Annotated in this window: 19 protein-coding genes; 9 read left to right on the top strand and 10 right to left on the bottom strand. The window is 73.5% G+C overall.

Annotation, left to right across the window (positions count from 1 at the left end; translation table 11 throughout):
* Positions 1–17: 17 nt before the first annotated feature.
* Complete coding sequence (locus CRP27_RS05315; RefSeq protein WP_097179718.1) at positions 18–1,916, bottom strand: hypothetical protein; 1,899 nt, start codon at positions 1,914–1,916, stop codon at positions 18–20.
* A gap of 317 nt (positions 1,917–2,233) precedes the next feature.
* A complete protein-coding gene (locus CRP27_RS05310; RefSeq protein ID WP_097179717.1) occupies positions 2,234–3,535 on the bottom strand; it encodes an O-antigen ligase family protein in 1,302 nt (433 codons plus the stop codon).
* Positions 3,536–3,627: 92 nt separating this feature from the next.
* Here CRP27_RS05310 and CRP27_RS05305 point away from each other — a divergent pair, with 92 nt between their 5' ends.
* Positions 3,628–5,001, top strand: a complete 1,374-nt coding sequence (locus tag CRP27_RS05305) for a hypothetical protein (protein WP_097179716.1) — start codon at positions 3,628–3,630, stop codon at positions 4,999–5,001.
* A gap of 4 nt (positions 5,002–5,005) precedes the next feature.
* Here the strand turns inward: CRP27_RS05305 and CRP27_RS05300 are convergent, their stop codons facing one another.
* Positions 5,006–6,385 (bottom strand): O-antigen ligase, encoded by a 1,380-nt coding sequence (locus CRP27_RS05300; RefSeq protein ID WP_097179715.1) that lies wholly within the window; start codon positions 6,383–6,385, stop codon positions 5,006–5,008.
* 38 nt (positions 6,386–6,423) lie between these two features.
* On the opposite strand from CRP27_RS05300, the gene manA reads away from it, so the two are divergent.
* From manA to CRP27_RS05275, 5 genes are all read left to right on the top strand, one after another.
* Positions 6,424–7,632 (top strand): mannose-6-phosphate isomerase, class I, encoded by a 1,209-nt coding sequence (manA, locus tag CRP27_RS05295; protein WP_097179714.1) that lies wholly within the window; start codon positions 6,424–6,426, stop codon positions 7,630–7,632.
* A 39-nt stretch (positions 7,633–7,671) separates the two neighbouring features.
* On the top strand, positions 7,672–8,634 hold the full coding sequence (galE, locus tag CRP27_RS05290) for a UDP-glucose 4-epimerase GalE (RefSeq protein WP_097179713.1): 963 nt from the start codon (positions 7,672–7,674) through the stop codon (positions 8,632–8,634).
* A 198-nt stretch (positions 8,635–8,832) separates the two neighbouring features.
* The gene (locus CRP27_RS05285; RefSeq protein ID WP_097179712.1) at positions 8,833–9,156 is read left to right on the top strand and encodes a WhiB family transcriptional regulator; all 324 of its coding nucleotides are present in this window, start codon (positions 8,833–8,835) and stop codon (positions 9,154–9,156) included.
* A gap of 132 nt (positions 9,157–9,288) precedes the next feature.
* On the top strand, positions 9,289–12,126 hold the full coding sequence (locus CRP27_RS05280) for a glycosyltransferase (protein WP_141399697.1): 2,838 nt from the start codon (positions 9,289–9,291) through the stop codon (positions 12,124–12,126).
* On the top strand, positions 12,123–13,526 hold the full coding sequence (locus tag CRP27_RS05275) for a DUF5719 family protein (RefSeq protein ID WP_097179710.1): 1,404 nt from the start codon (positions 12,123–12,125) through the stop codon (positions 13,524–13,526). The genes CRP27_RS05280 and CRP27_RS05275 overlap by 4 nt, the downstream gene beginning before the upstream one ends.
* A gap of 34 nt (positions 13,527–13,560) precedes the next feature.
* On the opposite strand, the gene CRP27_RS05270 is transcribed toward CRP27_RS05275, so the two are convergent.
* Positions 13,561–14,001 (bottom strand): hypothetical protein, encoded by a 441-nt coding sequence (locus CRP27_RS05270; protein WP_097179709.1) that lies wholly within the window; start codon positions 13,999–14,001, stop codon positions 13,561–13,563.
* A 58-nt stretch (positions 14,002–14,059) separates the two neighbouring features.
* On the opposite strand from CRP27_RS05270, the gene CRP27_RS05265 reads away from it, so the two are divergent.
* Together CRP27_RS05265 and ahcY are read left to right on the top strand one after the other, a co-directional pair.
* Positions 14,060–14,275, top strand: coding sequence for a DUF3499 family protein (locus CRP27_RS05265; protein WP_079236433.1), 216 nt, complete (start codon positions 14,060–14,062; stop codon positions 14,273–14,275).
* 103 nt (positions 14,276–14,378) lie between these two features.
* Positions 14,379–15,857: an adenosylhomocysteinase gene (ahcY, locus tag CRP27_RS05260; RefSeq protein WP_097180300.1), complete on the top strand. Its 1,479-nt coding sequence runs from the start codon at positions 14,379–14,381 to the stop codon at positions 15,855–15,857.
* 560 nt (positions 15,858–16,417) lie between these two features.
* On the opposite strand, the gene CRP27_RS05255 is transcribed toward ahcY, so the two are convergent.
* Positions 16,418–17,287 carry an RDD family protein gene (locus tag CRP27_RS05255; RefSeq protein ID WP_097179708.1) on the bottom strand — a complete coding sequence of 290 codons (870 nt, stop codon included), beginning with the start codon at positions 17,285–17,287 and terminating at the stop codon, positions 16,418–16,420.
* 66 nt (positions 17,288–17,353) lie between these two features.
* Between CRP27_RS05255 and CRP27_RS05250 the strand changes: the two genes are divergently transcribed.
* Entirely contained in the window at positions 17,354–18,349 is a 996-nt protein-coding gene (locus CRP27_RS05250; protein ID WP_097179707.1) for a stage II sporulation protein M, read from the top strand.
* Here CRP27_RS05250 and CRP27_RS05245 read toward each other — a convergent pair.
* Genes CRP27_RS05245 through CRP27_RS05225 form a run of 5 tightly spaced genes read right to left on the bottom strand, consistent with a single transcriptional unit; the run spans position 18,346 to position 23,930 of the window.
* On the bottom strand, positions 18,346–19,698 hold the full coding sequence (locus tag CRP27_RS05245; RefSeq protein WP_097179706.1) for a DUF58 domain-containing protein: 1,353 nt from the start codon (positions 19,696–19,698) through the stop codon (positions 18,346–18,348). The genes CRP27_RS05250 and CRP27_RS05245 overlap by 4 nt on opposite strands.
* Complete coding sequence (locus CRP27_RS05240; protein ID WP_097179705.1) at positions 19,698–20,693, bottom strand: MoxR family ATPase; 996 nt, start codon at positions 20,691–20,693, stop codon at positions 19,698–19,700. The genes CRP27_RS05245 and CRP27_RS05240 overlap by 1 nt, the downstream gene beginning before the upstream one ends.
* Positions 20,690–21,919, bottom strand: coding sequence for a DUF4350 domain-containing protein (locus CRP27_RS05235; protein ID WP_097179704.1), 1,230 nt, complete (start codon positions 21,917–21,919; stop codon positions 20,690–20,692). The genes CRP27_RS05240 and CRP27_RS05235 overlap by 4 nt, the downstream gene beginning before the upstream one ends.
* Positions 21,916–22,554 carry a DUF4129 domain-containing protein gene (locus CRP27_RS18155; protein ID WP_097179703.1) on the bottom strand — a complete coding sequence of 213 codons (639 nt, stop codon included), beginning with the start codon at positions 22,552–22,554 and terminating at the stop codon, positions 21,916–21,918. Before CRP27_RS18155 ends, CRP27_RS05235 begins: the two co-directional genes overlap by 4 nt.
* Positions 22,551–23,930, bottom strand: coding sequence for a glycerophosphoryl diester phosphodiesterase membrane domain-containing protein (locus tag CRP27_RS05225; RefSeq protein WP_097179702.1), 1,380 nt, complete (start codon positions 23,928–23,930; stop codon positions 22,551–22,553). Before CRP27_RS05225 ends, CRP27_RS18155 begins: the two co-directional genes overlap by 4 nt.
* Positions 23,931–23,980: the final 50 nt, after the last annotated feature.

The raw sequence follows: 23,980 nt of genomic DNA, 5'->3' as shown, positions 1-23,980 counted from the left end.
CCGTCATCCGGTCACCCTCACACGCAGCTGACCACGTTGTCGGTGCTGCCGGTCACGTACTGGACCATCGTCGTGCGTCCACCCGCGACGTAGGGCGCCGCGGAGCACGCCGCCTGCGCACTCGCCGCGGTGGCGGTCCCGATCGCCCGCCACGTCGGCAGGATGTAGAGCCTGCTGCTGGCCGGGACGACGCCGAAGAGCGTCGACCACTCCGCCGGCGACGAGTACACCCCCACGGTCGCACCGATGCTCACGAAGTACGCCGTCATGCCCTCGAGCGTCGCACGGTTCAGCGTGGTCGTCTTCTGCCAGGACCCGTCGGTCTCGGCGTCGAGCCACCAGCGGTACGAGCCGGGAGACGTGACTCCGCGGGTCTTCGCGTCCTCGTAGGCGCGGTTCCAGCCGTACATCCACGAGCACTGCGTCGAGGTGAGGGCCGCCGTGCCGGCGACGCAGGTGCCGTACGGGTTCCCGGACGCGCTCGCCGGCACCGTCGTGCCACCCGGGTCGACGTTGCTGGTCGGCCACGACGTGCGCGGCACCGTCGGGTTGTCCGCGAAGTACTGCCCCGGGTTCGCCGTGTTCACGTAGAGCTGGGTCTTCGGCTGCGAGGTCCCGCCGGCGGACGTCTTCGCCCAGGCGAGCTGCTGCGCGAGGTACGGGTTCGTGGTGGTGGCGAGTCCGTTGTTCACGCCGACGATGCCGAACGCCTGGTTCTTCGGGTAGCTGGCGGACGACCCGCCCTGCGGCCACGAGACGTCCGCACCGAAGCCGGAGCCGCTCGACCCGTCCATGAAGTAGCCCGCGACGTCGACGGTCAGGGACGCCGTCCCCACCGAGACCTTCGCCTGGGCGCGGCGGTCCACGGTCGACCCGACGAGCTTCGTCATGACGGCGTTGCTCAGCGTCTGTCCGGCACCGAGCACCTGCGTGGCGACCTGCGGGTCCTGCCCGGACGGGGTGAAGCGCAGGTAGCTGGACGCGGTGGTCTTCGCGGTCGTGGTCGTGGCGGTCGCGACGATGGCGGTGGCCGTCCCTGGGACCCCGGCGGTGCCGGACAGGCGGATCGTGCGCGGAGTGGTCGTCAGCGACCTGGACGCCGCCCGCACGGGGTCCACGGGGACGTACACCGATCCGGTCGAGGAGTTCGCGTAGTACCCGGCGACGTCCATGAAGACCGTCGCGGTGCCGCTGGAGACCTTCACCTGGGCGGCACCGCCGACGAGCTTCACGATCACGAGGTTCGAGATCGTGGTGCCCTTCGTGAACACCTGCGCCGCGACCGTGGCGTCCTTGCCCGCCGGCGTCACGCGGACGTAGCCGTTCGCCGACGGTGTGCCGACCTCGGTGTTGACCGCCACCGCGGTCGCGGTCGACGGGATGCCGGCGCGGCCGGCGAGGGGCACCTTCGTCGGCGTCGTACCGACCTTCTGGTTGAAGACGCGTGCGGCGTTCAGGGGGGTGAAGGTGGCGCCGGAGCCGTTCGCGTAGTAGCCCGACACGTCGAGGTAGACCGTCGCCTTGCCGGCCGACAGCTGGACCTGCACCTTGCCACCCACCAGCCGGACCGTCTGCAGCGCCGACACCGTCTGGCCCTTGCGGAACGCCTGCGAGGTCACGCCGCTGCTGACACCGGCGGGCGTCACCCGGGCGGTACCGGCGGCGGTCGGGTTCTCGACCTCGACGTTCACGACGACCGCCGTGGCGTTCGCGGGGACCCCGCCGTGTCCGGCGATCGGGATGACCGTCGCCGTCGTGAGCACCGATCCGGACCAGACCCGGGTCGTGTCGAGCGGCGTGAACCGGCCGGTGGTGGGAGCTGCTGCCGCTGCCGTGCCGGCGGGGCCGACGGCGGCGATGCCGGTGACGACGACCAGGGCGGTCAGGACGAGGGCGAGCCGGTGCTGCAGGCGCATGGAGGTCCTTCTCGTGCGAGGGCCGTCCCCCTGACGGCCGCTCGCAGTATAGGGGGCGTCCCCGGCACGGCCGGGGGAACCTGTGCGGACGTGCGTCTCCGGACACAGCGGCCCCGCCGGCCTGGAGGCGCGTGGCGGGGCCGACCCGTGCCTCCAGACCGGTGGGTGGTCGGTCCCGCGAACGCGACGGTGTGCTCGCAGGCCGCGTCGTCACCATCGCGGAAGCGACGGATCCCCGCGGGACTCCCGCGGGAATCTGTCGCTTTGGCGGACCCGCGGGACCCGCAGGACCGCCGGAACCGCCGCGCCCGGCGCGGTCAGCCGCGGGGCAGGTGCCGTCGCCAGGACCGGCGGCGTGCGGCGATCACGAGCACGGCGACGAACACCATGAGTCCGGCACCGTGCAGCAGGTAGCTCTCGGCAGCGCTCGTCACGCCCAGGAGCACCAGCACGGCGGCCGGCCACACGTAGGCGACCCCCGGGAACGTCGTCGCGGTGACCCAGGCGCGGGCGAACGCGAGCAGGGCCGTCACCCCGAGGATGATCGTCCCGGCGAGCCCGATCTGCAGCCAGGCGTCGACGAAGGCGTTCAGACCGGAGGTGAACCGGGTGCCGGCGGGGTCGATGAACGTGACGTAGGGGACGACGGCCTCGTGCGGCCAGGTGCCGACCCATCCCCAGCCCTGGATCGGGAACTGGCCGACGAACACCCGGATCTGCGACCAGAGGTCGACCCGCGTCGCGGTGCCGCCGGCGGCTCCGATCTCGGCGAGGACGCGGTGCCGGGCGAGGACGCCGACGACGAGCATGAGCAGCACGAACCCGCCGAGCACGCCGTTCACCACCGGCCGCGTCGAGGGCCGCGCGTGCCGCAGCGACCAAAGCGCGAGGGCCGTCACGGCGAGGGCGATCATGGCGAGTCCGGTGATGGGCGACTGCACGAGCATCAGTGCGATCACGGCGAGGGCGGTGGACCCGATCGCGCGCCACATCGTCACCGAGCGGGTGAGGAACTCGACGACGAAGGTCACGAGCGCCATCGCGGCGATGAAGCCCATGAAGTTCCGCGTGCCGCCGATGCCCTGGATCGGTCCGCCGTACGCGATGTTGCCCTGGATGCCGAAGGCCGGGATGGGAGTGTCGAGGACGAGGCCGGACAGGACCTCGAGCCCGAGTGCGGCGACGAGCAGGATCCGGAAGGCGTCCCCCGAGGCCCGGATCACCTGCACGAGGTCGCGGCCCAGGGCGAGGTAGAGCCCGAGCCCGATGAAGCACACGGTGCCGACCAGCCCGCGGAGCGCCACCCAGGAGTACTCGCTCCAGAGCACGCTCAGGGCGCAGTAGCCGACGAAGGCCATGAGCGAGAGCGGGAGCACACCGTGCCACTCGATCCGGTACCGCTGGCCGAGCAGGCTCAGGCCGGCGAGGACGAAGAGGGTCACGAGCACGGCCCACACACCGGCGCGGCCGACCAGGGCCTGGACGGTGGGCTGTCCGAACGCGAACAGGACGATGACCGTCGCGAGCGCCTGGCTGAACCGGCCGCCGGCGGAGAACCCGATCCAGGCGGACAGGTAGCGCCTGGCGAGCATGCGCTTCGTCAGCCGTCCGTCCGTCACCCGTCCATCTTGTCGTACCCGCCTCGGTACCGACGCCATCGCGGAGCGTCGATATCGCCGATGCGCGATGACTCGGCTAGCGTCGGCGGACGATGGACCGCACACCCGCCGCCCCGACACGACGCGCCCCGGTCGTCCTGGCCGTCGTCGCGTCCGTGCTGGTCGGTGCCGGCGTCACCGCGCTCACGTGGTGGCGGCTCGGCCCGGTGACCCGCGGGACGGTCTGGGCGGAGGACGGCGGGGTGTTCCTCCGCGAGCGGGTGGCACTCGGCCCGGTCGACTCGCTCCTGCACCCGTACGCCGGCTACCTGCACCTCGTGCCGCGGCTGCTGGTCGACCTGGGCTGGGCGATGCCGATCGAGGACTACGCCCACGTGGTGTCCGCCGGGTCGTGCGTCGTGGTCGGAGCGGTCGCAGCGGCGGTGTTCGTGCTCGCGCGCGACGTCGTGCCGTCGTGGCCGTTCCGCCTGGTGCTCGCGGTGATCCCCGCGGTGCTGCCGCTCGCGCCCTACGAGATCGCCGGCAACGCCGCGAACCTGCACTGGTTCCTGCTGTTCGCGGCACCGTGGTGCTTCGCGTACCGGGCCCGCACCTGGTGGGGGAGCGGCGTCGTGGGCGTGCTGACCGGGTTCGTGGTCCTCACCGAGCTGCAGACGGTGTTCTTCCTGCCGCTCCTCCTGCTCGCGTGGTTCCCGCGGCGTGACGCTGCCGGGGCGCGCGTGTGGCCGCGGGCGCTCCCCGTGACGATCGTCGCCGTCCTCGGCGCTGCCGCCCAGGTGGTGGCCGCGCTCACCGACGACCGGGTCTCGCAGCCGGGGTCGCCGGCCTTCGCGGACGTCGTCGCCGGGTGGGTCCTGCAGCCGTTCGCCGGCGCGTGGGACGCCGACGTCGGCGCCGCGGTGCGGTTCGTCGTCGAGCACGGTTGGGTCGGCGTCCTGGTGCCGCTGACGCTGCTCGTGCTCGTGGTCGTCGCCGCGGTGGCGGTCGGGACGTGGCGTGCACGCTGGATGATCGTCGCGCTGGCACTCGTGTCGGGCGGGGTCTGGTGGGCGGCGCTCCTCGCGAACGGTGGGGCCGCCCAGGACTGGTCGCACCCGGTGGCGGCGCTGGAGGCCGTGCCGCCGCAGCGCTACGCGGCGGCGTCCGGGCTGCTGCTCGTCGCGGCGTCGGTCGTCTCGGCCAGCGTGCTCGTCGGCTGGCGGCCGGCGTCGACGAGCCGTCGGACTGGAGGCGCGGCTCGCCTCGTCGGGGTCGCGGCCGGTTGGTGCGTGGTCGCGCTGTTGGTCGTGGCAGCGGTCGGCAACGCCGCGCCCGGTGCCACTCGGCGCAGCGACGGTCCGGTCTGGGCCGGGGAGGTCCCCGCGGCCGTGGCGGCCTGCGACGGTGATCCCGCGGAGGTCGTGGACGTGCGCACCGCTCCGTGGTCCGCGAAGGTGCCGTGCAGCAGACTGCTGCCGAGCCGGTAGCGGCTCAGCGAGCGACGGCGCGGCGGAACTCGCGCCTGGTCGGCGGGGTGCGCGGGCCGTCGCCGGTGGAGCGGGGTTCCTCGCCGACGAGCACGATGCGGGTCTTGATCGCGATCAGGGCGAACAGCACCCAGTTGCCCTGGTAGAGCAGGCGCGACTCGGCGACGGACTGCACCACCAGCGCCACGACGAGCAGCAGCGGCAGGAGTGACACCGGGTCGAACGCGCGCGGCGACAGCGTCTGGTCGTAGCCGATCCGGGTCGCCGACGACCACGAGCGGTTCAGGGTGGTGACGACGTACAGCGCGAACAGCAGCAGGCCGATGATCCCGGTCTGCATCCACACGTCGAGGTACGCGTCGTGCGCCTGCAGGTACGTCACGCCCTTGCGGTGCGCGAGGTCCGCGAGGGTCGGGATGTCCGGCCACCAGTACCCGATCCAGCCCCATCCGACGACCGGGTGCTGGTCGACGAGGCCGAGGACCCGCTGCCAGATCTCGCCGCGGCCGGTCGCGTCGGCGCCCTTGCCGAGCAGCTCGGACACGGCGCCCCTGGCGAGGAACCCGACGACCGCGACCACCACGGCACCGACCAGCACGACGAGGTACCGCGGTGTCCGGCGCTCGGTCGGGACCCGTCGGATCCAGAGCGCGACGGCGAGGGCGACGACCACCACAATGGCGGCGGCCAGCACGGTCGACGACCGGGTCAGCAGCAGGACGGCTCCAGCCACCACGAGCCACCCGACGGCGCGGTTCTGACCCATCCGGCCCTCGGCGAACTGGATCGCCACGGCGATCGCGGCGAGCAGCGCCACCATCGCGAGCAGGTTCGCGTTGCCGGGCAGGCCCTGGATGCGGCCGCCCGTGAGGAGCTCCGCACGGGAGAAGTAGAACGCGTCCGGGATCTTCGCGTCGCCGTAGTCGGTCCAGATCGGTGCGATCGGGTGCCGGACGACCACGGCCACGAACGCCTCGAAGACGAGCGACAGCATGAGGACCCAGCGCATCGCGAGGCTGACCGCGTCGAGGATGCGCCGCCAGGTGAGGGTCGACGCGATGGCGAACGCGATCGCTGCGCAGATCACCTGGACCGTGATGCTCGCGATCGTCGCCGGCCGCCAGTGCGACCAGACGACCGACAGCAGGCACCACGCGAGGAAGAACCAGAGGGACCGGGGCGTCCGTGCGATCGGCGGGCGGGCGCGCACGAGGACCGCGATGCCCCACGCCGCGACCGCTGCCCAGAGGATGCCGGCGCCGACCCAGGTCAGGGTGTTCGGCACCGCGTCGCCGGCGAACAGGACGAACAGGACGGTGGCGCCGAGGGCGAACGCCTCGCGCTCGGGTACGGTCCCGCGCGACAGCGGCCAGGTGTTCGTCACGACGCCAGAGTACCGGCGACCGCCGGTAGGCTCGATCCATGTTCCTCGGCATCACGAACACGCCCCGCGACTACGCCTGGGGGTCCGTCACCGCGATCCCCGAGCTCCTCGGCCGCACCGTCACCGGGGCCCCGCAGGCCGAACTCTGGCTCGGCGCCCACCCCGGCAGCCCGAGCGTGGTCGTGAACCCCGCGATGGTGGGCGGCGCCGACACCCTGCTCGACTGGATCACCGCCGAGCCGCAGGACGCCCTCGGCGCCGACCGGTCCGGCCTGCCCTTCCTGCTGAAGGTCCTGGCCGCCGCTGCTCCGCTCTCGCTGCAGGCGCACCCGACGCCGGAGCAGGCGCGCGAGGGGTTCGAGCGCGAGGAAGCAGCCGGCATCCCGATCGACGACCCCGCCCGGAACTACAAGGACCCGTTCCCGAAGCCGGAGCTCGTCGTGGCCCTGAGCGAGCGGTTCGAGGCGCTGAGCGGGTTCCGTCCGGTGGCCGAGACGCTCGCCGAGGTCGAGGCGCTCGACGCCGGTTCCGGTCGGCTCGGTCCGCTCACGGTGCACCTGCAGCACGGACTCGAGGACACCGTCCGCTGGCTCGAGACCGCGGACTCCTCGGCACTCGCGATCGTGCAGGCCGTGAGCGACCTCGCCGCGGCGCTCCCCGACGAGGCGCTGACGCCGAACACCGCGACCGTGCGCGACCTCACCACGAGCTACCCGGGCGACCCGGGCATCGTGGTCTCGCTGCTCATGCACCGCGTCACACTGGAGGCCGGTCAGGCGATGTACCTGCCCGCTGGCAACATCCACGCCTACCTCGACGGGCTCGGCATCGAGCTGATGGCGCCGTCGGACAACGTGCTGCGCGGCGGCCTGACGCCGAAGCACGTCGACGTCGCCGAACTCCTGCACGTCCTCGACTTCACCGCCTACCCCGCCCCCCTGCTCGCGCCCGAGCCGGTCGACGCCGGGGTCGAGCGGTTCGCGCCGGAGGGTGTGGGCTTCGCGCTCCTCCGGGTGACCGGCGACGGACGCCCCGTCGGACTCGGCACGGGCGGGGTGGCGCCGCTCGTCGGGCCGTCGATCGCCGTCTGCACCGCCGGGGCCGTGACGCTCGTCGGTGCGACCTCGGCGACGCTGCTCCGGCAGGGGGAGTCCTGCTACATCACCCCGGACGAAGGTGACGTCACGGTCGAGGCCGACGGCGGCAGCGGTCTGGCGTCCACCGTCTTCATCGCGACCGGAGCGTGAGCACGAGGACGGGGAACGCCGTCCGCTAGCGTGGCCAGCATGAGTTGGCTGGTCACCGGCGGTGCCGGGTACATCGGGTCCCACGTCGTCCGAGCGCTCCGTGCAGCGGGGATCGACACCGTCGCGTTCGACGACCTGTCGAGCGGGTTCCGGGCGTTCGTGCCCGAGGACGTCCCGTTCGTCGAGGGCACGATCCTCGACGGCGAGCTGCTGGCCCGCACGATCCGCGACCACGGGGTCACCGGGGTCGTGCACGTCGCCGGGTTCAAGTACGCCGGTGTCTCGGTCGAGCGGCCGCTGCACACCTACGAGCAGAACGTCACGGGCATGGCGACGCTCCTCCGCGCGATGGCGGAGAACGACGTGCGGAAGGCCGTGTTCTCGTCGAGCGCCGCGGTCTACGGCACGCCGGACGTCGAGACGGTGGTGGAGTCCACCCCGAAGGCCCCCGAGTCGCCGTACGGCGAGTCGAAGCTCATCGGCGAGTGGCTGCTCCGCGACATGGAGGTCGCCGCCGGGTTCACCACGACGTCGCTGCGCTACTTCAACGTCGTCGGGTCGGGGGAGCCCGACCTGTACGACGCCAGCCCGCACAACCTGTTCCCGCTCGTGTTCGACGCGCTGCTGGCCGGACGGACGCCGCGGATCAACGGTGACGACTACGACACGCCCGACGGCACGTGCGTCCGCGACTACGTGCACGTCGCCGACCTGGCGCACTCGCACGCCGTCGCCGCGCAGAAGCTCGAAGCCGGCGAGACCCTCGAGCGTGCGTACAACCTCGGCAGCGGCGACGGGGTGAGCGTCCGCCAGATCATGGACGCCATGGCCGCCGCCACCGGCATCGCGTTCGAGCCGGAGATCGCACCGCGACGCGCCGGGGATCCCGCGCGGATCGTGGCGACCGGCGAGGCCGCGGCACGTGACCTCGAGTGGTCGATGCGGCACACCCTCGACGAGATGGTCACCAGCGCGTGGGAGGCCCGCCGCAACGTCTCCTGAGCCCTCGAGGGGTCGTCAGTTGTCCCCCGAAGCCCGGACAGACCGGCCGCGACACGCCCGTACGGGGGACATGACACGCCGGAACGGTCAGAGCCTTCTATGATCCGCGACTTGACTCTCGCGAATGACACCGCTGTAATTACAGGCAACGACAGCGATCGTTGTGGTCCCGTTATCGAGACGTCAGGGGTGATCAGGGTGAACGGTTCCGACTTCCACGCCGGAGTACCGGAGGACTGGCACGTCGACCCCGTGTCGCTCGGCGTCCCGGGCGTCCGGCGTCCGGAGACCGACGACGAGGAGAACCCGCTCTCGTGGCAGGTCGACTCGCTCTGCGCGCAGACGGACCCCGAGGCGTTCTTCCCCGAGAAGGGCGGATCGACGCGCGAGGCGAAGAAGATCTGCACCTCGTGCGAGGTCCGGGCGCAGTGCCTCGAGTACGCGCTCGAGAACGACGAGCGCTTCGGCATCTGGGGCGGTCTGTCCGAGCGCGAGCGCCGCAAGCTGCGGAAGCGGGCCTAGGCCCGCACCCCGTCTGCCTGGAGGCACGGTGCGCGTCCGGCGCACACCGTGCAGTGATCGTCCCCTCAGGTTCACGGCGCGCCGCCGTCCGCAGGCCGCGCCGCGCCTCCAGACCGTAGAGTGACGCCCGTCATGCAGCCCAGAGTCACCGCGATCCTCGTCGCCGCCAACGGGGCGGACCACCTCGACCGGACCCTGGACGCGCTCGCCGCCCAGACCCGCCACCCCGAGAACCTCGTCGTCGTCGACCTCGGGTCGACCGACGGCTCCACCAAGGACCTGTCCTTCGGCGGCTCCGCCGAACTGCTGCGGCTGCCCGCCGGGCGGCCGTTCGGCGAGGCGGTCGCCCGCGGTGAGCGCGAAGCGCCGCCGGCCGTGGCGGACGAACCCGTCGACGAGTGGCTCTGGCTGCTCGGGCACGACAACGCACCGTCGCCGTCGGCGCTCGCCGACCTGCTGTCCGCGGTCGAGATCGCCCCGTCCGTCGTCGTCGCCGGCCCGAAGTCGGTGTCGGTCGACGACCCGTCGGTGATCCGCGCGTTCGGCGAGAGCATGACCCGCTTCGGCCGGTCCCTCGTCCTCGTGCAGGACGAACTCGACCAGGGCCAGCACGACCGGAACACCGACGTGATGGCCGTCGCCGCGGGCGGGATGCTCGTCCGCCGATCGATCTGGAACGAGCTCGGCGGCTTCGACCCGGCGCTGCCCGACGTCGACGCCGCGCTCGACTTCTGCGTGCGCGTCCGCCTCGCCGGCCACCGCGTCGCCGTCGTCCCCGAGGCCCGTGTCACGAGCGCCGGCCCCATCGAGGAGTTCGGGCGGAAGCGGGTGTCCGAGCGTCGGCGCGTCCGGATGCACCGCCAGGCGCAGCTCCACCGTCGGATGACGTACGCCTCCGCCGGGGTGCTCTGGATCCACTGGCTGACGCTCGTGCCGTTCGCGATCGGCCGGGCCGTCGGGCACCTCGTCGCGAAGCACCCAGCCGCGGTCAGCGCCGAGCTCTCCGCCGCGTTCGCCGTGGCCTTCGGCGGCGGCGTCGGACGGTCCCGTCGGACCCTCGCCCGGAACAAGAAGCTCGGTTGGGCGGCGATCGAACCGCTCCGCGTGAGTTGGCGGCGCGTGCACGAACGGCGCACGACCTCCCGGGACGTCGAGCTCGCCCGGGTCGAGGACGCCCCGATCGCGCGCGCGTCGTTCCTCGGTGACGGCGGCATCTGGGTCGTCCTGGCAGCGGCCGTCCTCAGCGTGGTGACGCTGTACCCGCTCCTCGGCTCCCCGGCACTGACCGGCGGGGGTCTCCTGCCGCTCAGCACCGACGTCGCCCGGCTGTGGCAGAACGTCGGCTACGGCTGGCACTCGATCGGCACCGGGTTCACCGGCCCGTCCGACCCGTTCGCGGCCGTCGTCGCGGTCCTCGGGTCCATCACGTTCTGGTCGCCGTCGACCTCGGTCGTGCTCGTCATGCTCGTCGCGTTCCCGGTGGCCGCGCTCGGCGCCTGGTTCGCCGTCCGCAAGGTCACGACCCGGACCTGGGTCCCGGTCATCGGCGCGGCGCTGTACACGATCGCCCCGACGCTCGTCGGCGCCGTCACCAGCGGACACCTCGGCGCCGTCATCGCGCACGTCCTGCTGCCGTGGCTGTTCCTCGCCGTGCTCGAGGCGCACCGGTCCTGGGCCTGGGCGTCCGGTGCCTCGCTGCTGTTCGCGGTCGTCGCCGCCTCGGCCCCGTCGCTGCTGCCGGTGCTGCTCGTCACGTGGCTCGTCTCGCTCGCCGTCGGGTGGCGCCGTGCGCACCGCCGCGTGTTCATCCCGGTGCCGGCCGCCGTGCTCTTCCTGCCCCTCGTGCTCGCGCAGGTGGCCCGCGGGAACGTGCTCGCCGTCTTCGCCGACCCCGGCGTGCCGTCCGCGACCCGTGCGCCGTCCGCGTTCCAGCTCGCCATCGGCCAGCCGGTGCCGGACTGGAGCGGTTGGCTGCCCACGACCTCGGGCCTCGCGCTCGCCGCGTGGATCCTGCCGGTCCTGATGGCCGTCCTCGCGCTGCCCATCGCCGTCGCCGCGATCGGCGCCGTGCTCGGGCACCGCTGGGCCGTCGCCTGCGGAGCCCTCGTCGTCGCGCTGCTCGGGTTCGCCACGGCCTTCGCGGCGACGCAGGTCACCGTCACCGGCGTGGGGTCGACCACCACGATCGTGTGGCCGGGCAGCGGCCTGTCCGTGTACTGGCTCGGGATCGTCGCCGCCGCGTGCATCGGCATCGACGTGCTGCCCCGGCTCGCACCGGTCGCCGGCCTGGTCACGACCGTCCTCGCCGCCCTCACCGTGGCACCGGCGTTCGGGGCGTTCTACCTCGGCAACGCCGTCATCCAGCCCACCACCGGCCGGGTCCTCAGCGCCTACGTGAACGCCGAGGCGCAGGCGAACCCGGACGTCGGCACGCTCGTCGTCCAGCCGCAGACCGACGGCTCGCTCGCGGTGTCGCTCGAACGCGGCCAGGGTTCGACGCTCGACGACCAGACGACGCTCGACTCGACCGCGCTGACGCTGAGCCGGTCGGGCTCGCAGCTCGCGACCCTGGCCGGCAACCTCGCCAGCCGGAGCGGCTACGACCCCGAGCCCGCGCTCCGACAGCTCGGCATCAGCTTCGTCCTGCTCGACGACGCCTCGGACGACCAGGCCTCGCGGGACGTCCACGACCGTGCCGCCGGCGCGATCGGCCAGAACGCGTTGTTCACGAGCATCGGCGAGACGACCAGCGGCCAGCTGTTCCACTACGAGGGCGACGTCGACCGGCCCTCCACCGGATCGGCCGCGGCGCACACCACGCACGTGCTGTACCTCATCGTGCTCGGCGTCGTCTTCGGCGCTGCGGCACTGCTCGCCGTGCCGACCGCACCCCGGCGTCGCCGTGCCACCTCGAACGTCATCGAGGCCGAGGAACCCGCCACCACCTTCGACGAGGAGCGCGACGAATGAGCACCAACACCGCCTCCGTCCGTCGATGGGTCGTCCGCGGCACCGCCACCGCGATCGCCGTGGTCGTGGCCGCCGGTGCCGTCACCGCGGCGCACGCCCTGGGCACCGAGTCCGACCCCGGACGCCCTGCGGGCAAGACCGTCACCCCGGTGCCGGCCGACGCCGAGCGCGTCTGTGCCGGCAGCGCCCTGCGGCTGTCCGACGACGCCGGCAACGACGCGACGAAGGCCAGCACCGTCGGGTCCGCCACGGTCGCGACGGCGACCACCGGTTCGACGGTCGAGCGCTCCTCGCTCGACCCGTCGTCGACGGGCGGCAGCGACCCGCGCCTCCTCACCGCACCCGCCGGCTCGACCACTCCCCAGGTGGCCGGCAGCAGCTACCAGAGCGTCTCCAACGGTGACCTCGTCGGTGCCGGCGCGGCGTCGTGCGACGACCCGAGCCAGTCCACCTGGCTGGTCGGCGGGTCCACGGAGACCGGACGCACCAGCCTCGTCACGCTCTCGAACCCGACCGACGTCAACGCCACCGTCGACCTGTCGATCTACGACGGCACCGGCACCGTGAGCGCTCCCGGCACGACCGGCATCGTCGTCGCCCCGAACACGCAGAAGGTCGTCCCGCTGTCGGGGTTCGTGTCGGACCAGGGCTCGACCGTCGTGCACGTCGAGTCCTCCGGCGGCCAGATCGTCGCGCACATGCAGGAATCCATCGTCCGCACGCTGACCCCCGGTGGCTTCGACATCGTCTCCGGCGGGGCCGCCCCGTCGACGACGCAGATCATCCCCGGTGTCGTGCTCAAGGGCGCCCAGGCCGCGCAGCGCGGCGACGACACGGCCGACGCAGCCCCGATCGTCCGGCTGTTCGTGCCCGGCACCGAGGCGGCGCGTGTGACCCTCGGCATCACCACCTCGGACGGTGGCGGCTCGACCGTGAACGCGACGGCCGAGCCCGGCGTCGTCACCGACGTCGCGCTCGACGACTTCCCGGACGGCCGGTACTCGTTCACCGTGACGTCCACCGTGCCGCTCGTCGCCGGCGCCCGCACCACCACGCCGACGGACGACGACCGCACCGACCTCGGGTGGTTCGCGTCCGCCGAGCCGCTCGGCACGTCGACGATCACGGCGCTCGCGCCCGGCGACAACCAGCGCCTGACGTTCGTCAACCCCACGCGCTCGGACGCCACGGTCACGATCCGGTCCGGGGAGGAACGACAGCAGGTCGACGTCGTCGCCGGAGCCACGAGCACGGTGATCGTGCCGGTGTCGAAGCAGTTGACGCTCTCCGGGACGAAGGGACTCGTCGCCGGCGTGACCTACATGGGGAGCGACGGGATCGCCGGGTTCCCGGTGCGGGCGGCGACCGAGGTGTCGACGCCGGTGCGCGTCTACCCCTGACCCGACTCGCTCGCTGCGGCGTTCGCGACGAAGGTCACCAGTGGCGGTAGCGGTCCGGTGCCAGGTCCCACGGGTCCTTGTCGATCAGCTCGCCGACCGCTCGGAACACCGCGGTCTCGATGATGACCCGCTTGTCGGTGTCGTCCTTCTCGGGGCTGCGGGTGACGCGCTCGACGGGGATCCGGAACACGGTCACCCGGCGCTGCTCGCGGTCGACGCGCCACCGCGGCATGTGGTCGGGGAGCGTCACGTCGGTCGGCATGTCGGCGACCTGGAACACCACACCCTGGAGTTCGTCCGGCCACAGTCCGAGCAGGTAGTGCGCCGTGTCACCGACGATCCGGTCGAAGGTCTCGGCCCGGGTGATGATCGGCGCGAGGTCCGGACCGGTCACGCTGGACCGGCCGCCGCGACCGTGCCGGGATCGGCCGCGGCCTCGGTCGACCGGTGTGACGAGACGGGTCCTGCGACGCATCCCCACATCGTACGCGCGACTCCGGTCCCGGCTCTGCTCCGCTAGGGTCGTGGACGGTATGGACGTACGGATCTGCAGCAAGGTGGCCTGTGGCGCGAGCGCCGCGGCGACGCTGACGTACGACTACGGCGACTCGATGGTGGTCGTCGGCCCCCTCTCCTCCCGCGTCGAACCCCACGGCTACGACCTGTGCCAGCGCCACGCAGCGTCGCTGCGCGTGCCGCGCGGCTGGCAGGTGGTGCGGCGCGAGCCGCTCCGGCGCGAGGCCGACTGAGCGCGGCCTGCTCAGTCCTCCACAGGGGGCGGACCGGAGGCACGGATCACGTGACCGACGTCGCCTGACGACCCGCGCCTCCCGGCGTGGAAGACTGGTGGGCATGCCCACCGAAGCCCGTACCGCAGCACCGTTCCGCGTCGCCGACCTCGCCCTCGCCGAGGCGGGCCGTCACCAGATCCGTCTCGCCGAGAACGAGATGCCGGGTCTGATGGCCCTGCGTGAGGAGTTCGGCGCGTCGCAGCCACTCGCCGGCGCGCGCATCGCGGGCTCCCTGCACATGACCGTGCAGACGGCCGTGCTCATCGAGACGCTCGTCGCGCTCGGTGCCCAGGTCCGCTGGGCGAGCTGCAACATCTTCTCCACCCAGGACGAAGCCGCCGCGGCGATCGCGGTCGGTCCGACGGGCACCCCCGAGTCCCCGGCCGGCGTCCCGGTCTTCGCCTGGAAGGGCGAGACGCTCGAGGAGTACTGGTGGTGCACCAGCCGCATCTTCGACTGGTCGGCCGAGGCCGAAGCGGTCGGCGCCGAGTGGATCGGCCCGAACCTGATCCTCGACGACGGCGGTGACGCGACGATGCTCGTGCACACCGGCGCCGACGCCGAGGCAGCTGGTCGTGTGCCCGAGGCCGGTGCCGATGCGAGCACCGAGTGGAAGATCGTCCTCGACACCGTCGCGGCGTCGCTGCAGGAGTCGACCGACCGGTGGACCCGCATCGCGGCCGACATCGAGGGCGTCACGGAGGAGACGACCACGGGCGTGCACCGCCTGTACGAGCTGTCCCGCTCCGGCGAGCTGAAGTTCCCGGCGATCAACGTCAACGACTCCGTCACGAAGTCGAAGTTCGACAACAAGTACGGCATCCGCCACTCGCTGCCCGACGGCCTGAACCGTGCGACCGACGTCCTGATGGGCGGCAAGGTCGCGTTCGTCGTGGGCTACGGCGACGTCGGCAAGGGTGCGGCCGAGGCCCTGCGCGGTCAGGGCGCACGGGTGATCGTGTCCGAGGTCGACCCGATCTGCGCGCTGCAGGCGGCGATGGACGGCTACCAGGTCGCCCGCCTGGCGGACGTCGTCGGCGAGGTCGACATGGTCATCACCTGCACGGGCAACCTCGGCGTGGTGGGCGTCGACGAGATGCTCGGGCTGAAGCACCTCGCGATCGTCGCGAACGTCGGGCACTTCGACAACGAGATCGACATGGCGGGCCTCGAGTCCCTGCCGGATGTCGAGAAGGTCGAGATCAAGCCGCAGGTGCACGAGTGGCGCCTGCCGACCGGCCGCTCGATCCTGGTGCTGAGCGAGGGCCGTCTCATGAACCTCGGCAACGCGACGGGGCACCCGTCCTTCGTGATGAGCAACTCGTTCACGAACCAGGTGCTCGCCCAGATCGAGCTCCACACCCGGCGCGAGGAGTACCCGACCGGCGTGTACGTCCTGCCGAAGCACCTCGACGAGAAGGTCGCGCGCCTGCACCTCGACGCGCTCGGGGTCGCGCTCACCGAGCTCCGGCCGGAGCAGGCGGCGTACATCGGCGTCCCGGTCGAGGGCCCCTACAAGCCGGAGCACTACCGCTACTGACGCGACGGGCGCCGGCGCAGCGGGCCGGCTGATCGCGCGATCGCGCGATCGCGGCCCGGATGGACGGGGCGCGGCGTGCGGAACGGTGCGCGGGATGGTGCCACCGCGGGCGCCGCGGGCGCCGCGGGCGCCGCGGGCGCCGCTGGGCGCCGCACAACCAAAGTCGTCCGGAACCGCGTGTTCGCGTGGTGTCGGACGACTTTGGTTGTGCGCCGACGGCCGGCGCCAGCGCCGGGCGCGGGCGCAGCCGGCCGACGGCCGGCGCGATGGCGCCCCGCGCCGAACAGCGCGCCCCGAATGAACGGGGCGCGGTGTTCGCCACGGGGCGCGGGACCGTTCCGCAGCGGCGGGCGCGGGCGCCCGCTCGCGCCGGGAGCGCCGCGGGCGTCGCTGGGCGCCGCACAACCAAAGTCGTCCGGGACCGCGTGTTCGCGTGGTGTCGGACGACTTTGGTTGTGGGCCGACGGCCGGCACCAGCGGCCGGCGCGTCAGCGCCGCGCCGCGACCCGCCGCGCCGCGCGGCGCCGCGGCCCGCGCCGCGGCCCGCGCCGCGCCGCGCGTCAGCGCGGGAAGCCCGGCGGCGGCGCCGACGCCCGCACCGCGGCGTCGTCGAGCATCGCCACGCGCGACCGCAGCGCCCGCAGGTCCCGCTCGCGCCGGAGCACGACGACCCCGGCGAGGAAGGCCTCCGGGTGGACCGCCGGCACCGGGTGCGCGTACTCCGCCACGGCCTCGGCGAGCGTCCGTGCCGTCGACTCCCGGACTTCGGGCCGGAGGTCGGCCGCTCCGCGGAAGAACGCCCCGAGGCGGTTCTCGAGCCGCTGCGGCAGCGCCGAGACGTCCGCGACGGATGCCCACGTCACGAGTTCGGCGGGCATGAGGACCTGCGGGTCACGGTGCTTCGTCGCGCGCTCGTGCTGCACGAACGTCCCGGCGAGCAGGTCTCCGAGCCGTCGTGGCCGCGAGCCGAACAACGCCACGAGCAACGCCACGGAGCCGACCGTCATCCACAGTTCGAACAGCCCGACGAGTGCGCGGGCGAACGCGTGGCGGAGGCCGATCGCCCCGCCGTCGAGCCGGACGACCCTGGTGCCGGTGGCGTACCGGCCGACGCTCTTGCCGCGCGTCACGGTCTCGACGGCTGCCGGCACCAGGACGAGGACCCCGACGAGCACGCCGATGTCGAGCGCGGCGGCCCAGGCGTCGTCGATCCCGCTGGGCCACACCCGGGACAGCCCGATCATGAGCATGACGTACAGCGCGAGGACGCACACGGCGTCGAGCAGTGCCGCCGCGAGGCGCAGGACGATCCCCGCCGGCTGCACGTCGAGCGCGACGGCCTCTCCGACGACGAGCTCCTCCGCAGTGTCGTCGAGGGCTCGGACGAACCGGGCATCGGCGAGGTCACGCGGCGCACGGGTCTTCGGCATGGGATCATTCTGTCGGAGACGGTCGCGGCTCGCCCGGCCGCGCACCGACGGAGCGGGGGAGACGCTGTGGACCTGGACGCCTACACCGAGGTGCACCGTGAGCGCTGGCAGGAGCTCGACCGCCTGGCTCGGGCACGGCACACCACCGGCGCCGACGTCGACCGGCTGGTCTCCGCCTACCAGCAGGGCGCGACGGACCTCGCGCGCATCCGCGGGGCGGCGCCGCGGACGGCCGTCGGCGACCGGCTGTCGCTGACGTTGTTCCGCGCCCGCCTCCGGTTCACGGGCACCCCGGTCGACCCGCTGACGGCGGTCACCGCGTTCTTCGTCGTGCAGCTGCCGGCGGCACTGTACCGGATCCGCTGGGTGACGATCTGGGTCGCATTCGCCACCGCCGCGATCGCCGCCGTCGTGGCCGTCTGGATCAGCACCACTCCCGGGGCGACTGCGACCTTCGGCACACCGGAGGCCCTCCGGCAGTACGCGACGCAGGACTTCCAGGACTACTACTCCGACCACGGCCTCGGTGCGTTCACGGCGCAGGTCTGGACGAACAACGCCTACATCGCCGCGTCCATGGTCGCGTTCGGCATCACCGGGCTCTTCGTGCCGTTCTCGATCGGGCAGAACGCGATCGGCCTCGGCGTCTCCGCGGCCATCATGCACTCCGAGGGCCGACTCGGGGACTTCTTCCTGTACATCGCCCCGCACGGGCAGCTCGAGCTGTACTCGGTGTTCCTCGCCGCCGCGGCCGGCCTGATGATCTTCTGGTCGTGGGTGGCCCCCGGTGCGCGGACCCGTGCGCAGGCGCTCGCCGAGGACGGTCGCGCGCTCATCACGATCGCCGTCGGACTCACCCTGACCCTGCTGCTCTCCGGCATCGTCGAGGGCACGGTGACGCGCCAGGACTGGCCGTGGCCCGTCAAGATCGGCATCGGCTCGGTCGCCCTCGCCGCGGTCCTCTGGTACCAGTGGGTGCTCGGCGGCCGCGCGCACCGCGCCGGGGAGCGCGGCGACCTCGAGGAGTTCGAGCGCGGCACGTCCGCGCTCGTCGCCGGTTAGAGGCGCCCGGTCGCCTTCGCCCGGATGTACGCGTCCGCGACGAGCGGCGGGACCTGCTCGGGCGCGGCCCGCACCACCTCGACACCCGCCCGGCGGGCGACGTCCGCGACACCGTCGGCATCGAGCAGGGTGCGTTCCGCTGCTGCCCGCCGGTAGACGTCGCGTTCGGCACGGTCCGGGAGGAACGGCGCGCGTCCGCCCCGCCGGCCGGGCCCGTCGTCGGTCGGCTCCAGGGCCCCGCGCGCCATCCGCTCGACGGTCGGGTCCGTCACGCTCGTGACGACGACGGCGTGCCGCCGCGCCAGTCGCGGCAGCACGGCGAGCAGGTCCGCCGAGGCGCCGACGGAGTCGAGACTGGAGACGAGCACGACGAACGCCCGGGACGTCGTGACGGAGTCGACGAGCGCGGGAACGGTGGACCAGTCGGTGGCGGCGAGCCCCGGTTCCGCAAGTGCGAGGGTCTCACCGAACCGCTGGACCACGTCCGTCCTGGTGGCGCCGTGCACGCGGCCGCGGACGGCGTCGTCGAGCACGGCGAGGTCGACCCGGTCACCGGCGGCCGCGGCCAGCGCACCGAGCAGGAGCGCGGACTCGATGAAGGTGTCCAGACGGGGTTCGTCGTCGACCCGGCCGGCTCCGGCGCGACCGGCGTCGACGACCACGATCACCCGTCGGTCGCGTTCGGGTCGCCAGGTCCGGACGACCAGGTCCTGCCGACGAGCCGTGGCCCGCCAGTCGATGGACCGCACGTCGTCGCCGCGCACGTAGTCCCGCAGCGAGTCGAACTCGGTGCCGTGTCCGCGGAGCTGCAGGGTGGTCTCGCCGTCGAGCTCCCGGAGCCGTGCGAGTCGGGAGGGCAGGTGGCGCCGCGACCGGAACGGCGGCGTCACGACGAGTTCCGCCGGGGCGTGCAGGACCCGTTGCCGCGCGCCGAGCCCGAGCGGCCCGAACGCGCGGACGGCGACGCCGGCGGTGGTCCGACGGCCGCGGCGGAACGGGGCGAACCGCATGCGCGCGGTCCGTCGTTCGCCGGAGGGCACGTCCATCCGGAGGCGCCGCGGTGCGTGGCCGGCCGACGGCTCCCACATGTCCCGCACGACGCCGCGCAGGCGCCGGGAGCCGTCGTTGGCGAGCACGAGCGTGCCGTCCGCCGCGGTGTCGCGCCGTGCCAGCCGGGGCATGCGCCGTTCGACCCGGACGCGAGCCAGGTCGGCCGCGAGCAGCACGTCGAGCCCTGCGGCGACGACGACCACGCCCGCCCACGCCAGGCCCGCCCACCCCGTGCCGAGCAGCACGGTGGGGACGATCGCGACCGCGAGCAGCGCGACGAACCGGCCGGAGATCGCCACTAGATCGGCACCCGGACCTGCTCGAGCACCTGCTGCAGGACGCCGTCGGCCCCGACGCCCTCGAGCTCGGCGTCCGCGGCGACCCGGAGTCGGTGCCGCCAGACCGGCAGGAGCATGGCCTGCACGTGGTCCGGGGTGATGGCGTCGTACCCGGTGAGCCACGCCCACGCCTTGGCGGCGGCGAGCAGGGCGGTCGCGCCGCGGGGGCTCACGCCGACCCGGACCGACGGCGCCTGCCGGGTCGCACGGGCGAGGTCGACGACGTACGCCAGGACGTCGTCGCGCGCTCCCACGGCCCGGACCGCACGCTGCGCGGCGAGGACCTCGTCGACGCCGACCACCGGCACGATGCCCGCCGACCGGACGTCCCGCGGGACGAAGCCGTCCGCGTGCCGTCGGAGCACCTGCCACTCGACGTCCCGCGGTGGCACGTCGAGCGTGAGCTTCATGAGGAACCGGTCGAGCTGGGCCTCGGGGAGCGTGTAGGTGCCCTCGAACTCGATCGGGTTCATCGTCGCGGCGACGAAGAACGGGTCTGGCAGGGCGCGGGCGTCCCCGTCGACGCTGACCTGCCGCTCCTCCATGGCCTCGAGCAGGGCGGACTGGGTCTTCGGGGGCGTCCGGTTCACCTCGTCGGCGAGGAGCACGTTCGTGAACACCGGTCCCTCACGGAACGGGAACGTGCCCGTCGACGCGTCGTACACGAGCGAGCCGGTGACGTCGCCGGGCATGAGGTCCGGCGTGAACTGGATGCGCTTGGTGTCGAGCGACATGGCCGCCGCGAGGCTCCGGACGAGCAGGGTCTTGGCGACGCCGGGGACGCCCTCGAGCAGCACGTGACCCTGCGCGAGGATGCCGACGATCATCCCGGAGACCGCGCCCTCCTGTCCGACGACGGCCTTGCCGACCTCGGCACGGAGCCGGCCGAACGCGTCGCGGAGCGGATCGCCCGCCGGGTGCGCCTGCGGGGTCTGGGTGGGGGACGGATCGGTCACGGTCGTGCTCCTCGTCGGTCGTGGTCGGTCTGGTGATCGCCGGACGTCGCGGCGTGGACGGCGCGCTCCAGCTCGTCGAGTGCCGCGGCACCGGCGACGAGTGCGCGGTCGTCCGGGGTCGGCCCGCCGACGAGCACCGCACCGACGTCGGTGTCGGGTCGTCCGGTCGCGTGGGCGGCGGCCCGGACGACCTCGTCGACGTGTGCCGAGCGCGGGAGCCCGAGGCGCCGGGCGGTCCGTCGGACGGCGGCGATGCGGAGGGTGTCGAGGGCGTGCGTGCGGTCACGGGTCCGAGCGGACAGTCGTGCCCGGCCCTCGGTGGTCTCTGCGGCCCGGACGACGACCGGCATCCGCTCGACCACGAGGGGTCCGAGTCGACGGCCCCGCCAGATCCCCGCCGCGACGGCGACGAGGCCGAGCAGGGCGAGGGCGCTCGGGACCCACGGCGGTGCGAGGGTCCCGAGGGTCGGTGCCGCGTCCGGCGCACCCGGCGTCGTCGTGTACCAGGTGAGCGCGTCACCGTCGCCCAGCAGGCCGAGGGCGAGTGCGGCGTTCCCGGCGGAGGTGATCGTGTCGTTGCGGAACACCGAGGTCGTGCCGACGAGGGTGACGTCGCCCGCCGGGGTGTCGGTGCGGACGAGTCCGTAGCCGCGGTCGTCGCCGGAGCCGGTCGGTGCGCACAGGTCGGTGCCCGACGGGGCCGGTCCGCCCTCCGGCACCCGGTAGGCGAACCCGGTGGTCGTCACGCGGCCGGCGCCGGCCGCCGCGGGGATCGAGCACGTGCCGGTCGCCGCGGTGTCGTCACCGCCGACCTGCGCGACGGGTTCGACGTCGAGACCGAAGGCGTCGAGGACCGCCGGGCTCGTCGAGACGAGGACGACTTGTGCGGCCTGTCGACCGAGTCGCCGCGCGACGGCGGGGTCGAGTGCGGCCCGGGAGTCGTCGACGAAGACCGTTCCGCCGTCGGCGTCGACCCGGTCGGCCGTGTCGACGACCCGGACGTCGGTGCCGCGCTGTTCGAGCACGCGGACGAGCGCCTTCGAGCCGCTCGCCGTCGCCGACGTCGGGTCGAGGGGGTCGCGCGTGGGAGCACCGCTGCGCTGCACGACGGCGGTGAGTGCGGCGAGGAGCAGGCCGACGAGGACGATCGCGACCCAGAACCCGATCCGCAGCCCGCGGCCCTCGCGCGGCGCCCGACCCGCGAGCGTCGGCGCAGCCGTCGTCATGCCGGGACCGCCGGTGCCGTCGGCGCGACGGGGCGTGCCGTCCGGACCGCGTGCTCGGTGTCGAGGACGTCGCGGGCGTCGGTCTCGGTGGCGACCGCGCCGAGGTACCGGACGTCGTCGAACACCCGTGCGGCGTGGTCGAGCCGCGTCGTCTCGCCGGGGAACACGACGGCTGCCCGTCCGGCGATGGCGCGGGCGGTCGCCCCGGGGACGTCCGGCACGAGGTCGCGCTCGCCGAGGCCGCGCGCGAGGGCACGGTAGCCGTCGAGCACCGCACCCTCGAAGTCGCCGCTCCGGAGCGCAGCGCGGGCGGCGTCGGCGATCTCGGCCGCCGATCGGAGGTCGTCGTCGTCGAACACCCCGCCGACGTCCTGCCCGGTGAGCCGAGCGCGGCGGCGGGGGAGCCCACGCGCCACGACCACCAGGACGACCACGGCGACGAGCACGACCACGGCGACCCAGAGCAGGGTGTGTGCGACGACCGGTGAGCCCAGGCCGTCCGCACGCAGCGACCCGAGCCACTCGAGGAAGGACCGGGACGCCCGGTCCCACCACGTCACGTGGGCTCCGTCGTACTCCGACCGTTCGAGTTCGCGTTCCAGCAGGCGGCGGGCCTCGTCGGGGTCGATCGTCATGCGCGACCGTCCGGCGGGTAGCGTCCGGGTGCGCCGCCCCACTCGGGCGGCGGCGTGGGCTGCCCCGGCCACGGCTGCTGCGGCGGGACCGGCGGACCGGCCCACGGCTGCTGCGGCGGGACCGGCGGACCGGCCCACGGCTGCTGCACGGGCTGCCCGGGCCACGGCTGCTGCCCGGGCCACGGCTGCTGCCCCGGCCACGGCTGCGGAGGCCACGGCGGCCGCGACACCTGCGGCCCCGGCGCGAACGGGTCGGCCGGCGCACCGGTCTCGAGGTGCGACGCGATCCGCTGGTCGAGCGCCTCGGTCCGGATGCGCCGGTCGACGGTCAGGAGCGTCACCACGGACGCGTTCAGCACGTCGGCGATGCACTGCACCGCGATCGCGAGCAGGCTGCCGAGAACCACGGCGACGATCCCACCCACGCCGACGCCGGAGGACGCATCGGTCTGCCCGAGGGGATCGAACGTGCCGCTCAGCAGGACGCTCCCGATGGTGAGGGGGAACGACGCGATCGACACCGCGAACCCGAACATGGCCTGCACCAGGAGCACGATGCCGAACGTCCGCCAGAACGCGCCGCGGGTGAGGCGCCACGACTGGGCGGCCGCCGAGAAGACCGACCGACCCTCGAGCGCGATCGTCGGGACCGTGAACGCGAACTTCGTGCCGAGCCAGACGAGGAGCACCCCGAAGCCGGCGAACATCCCGAGGAACCCGAGCACGAAGCCCCACACGCCGGCGTCGCCCGCCGTCAGTGCGGCGATGAAGCCGAAGAAGACGAGCACGAACACGACGCCGATGACGACGCCGGCCGCGAGCTGCAGGAGGATCCACGCGACGACGGACCGCCGCCGACCGGCGAGCAGCGCCCAGAGCCCGCGGAAGGTCGCCCGCCGGCCGAGGACCCGTTGCCCGGTGTCCGCGGCGACGGGTGCGACGAGGAACCCCCGGCCGAGGTACGCGAGGAACGGCAGGACGACGGAGAGCACGATCAGCAGCGTCGCGGACCCCGCGACGATCGAGTCGGAACCGCTGCCGCCGTCGGCGGCGGAGAGGATCCGCGACTGCAGGGCCTGCTGGCCGAAGGTGCTGACGAGCGTGGCGAGCAGCCCGAGCACGCCGCTGAGCAGCACGCTCCAGAGCAGCAGGACGCGGGCGTTCCGGCGGAACACGGTGAAGGCGCCGCCCAGGACGTCACCGAGGCCGAGGGGCCGGAGCGGGATGACGGGCCGCGAGCCGGCGGGCGGAGGCGGCGGGGGCCCTGGGACCGGCCACGGGGCGGACGGTCGCTGCCCCGGCTGGTGCGCCGCGCCTCCAGGCCGGCCCGCACCCGGCTGCGCACCGGACGTCCCCGGTGTCTGCCAATCGGACATCGCCGCCCCCTCGTCGTCCTCGGCCGCGCAGCGGACGCGCGGACGACACC

It is taken from the genome of Curtobacterium sp. 314Chir4.1 (assembly GCF_900215175.1).
Taxonomy (GTDB): domain Bacteria; phylum Actinomycetota; class Actinomycetes; order Actinomycetales; family Microbacteriaceae; genus Curtobacterium; species Curtobacterium pusillum_A.
Note: the sequence above shows the minus strand (reverse complement) of the source record. Positions and strands in the feature narration are given on the sequence as shown.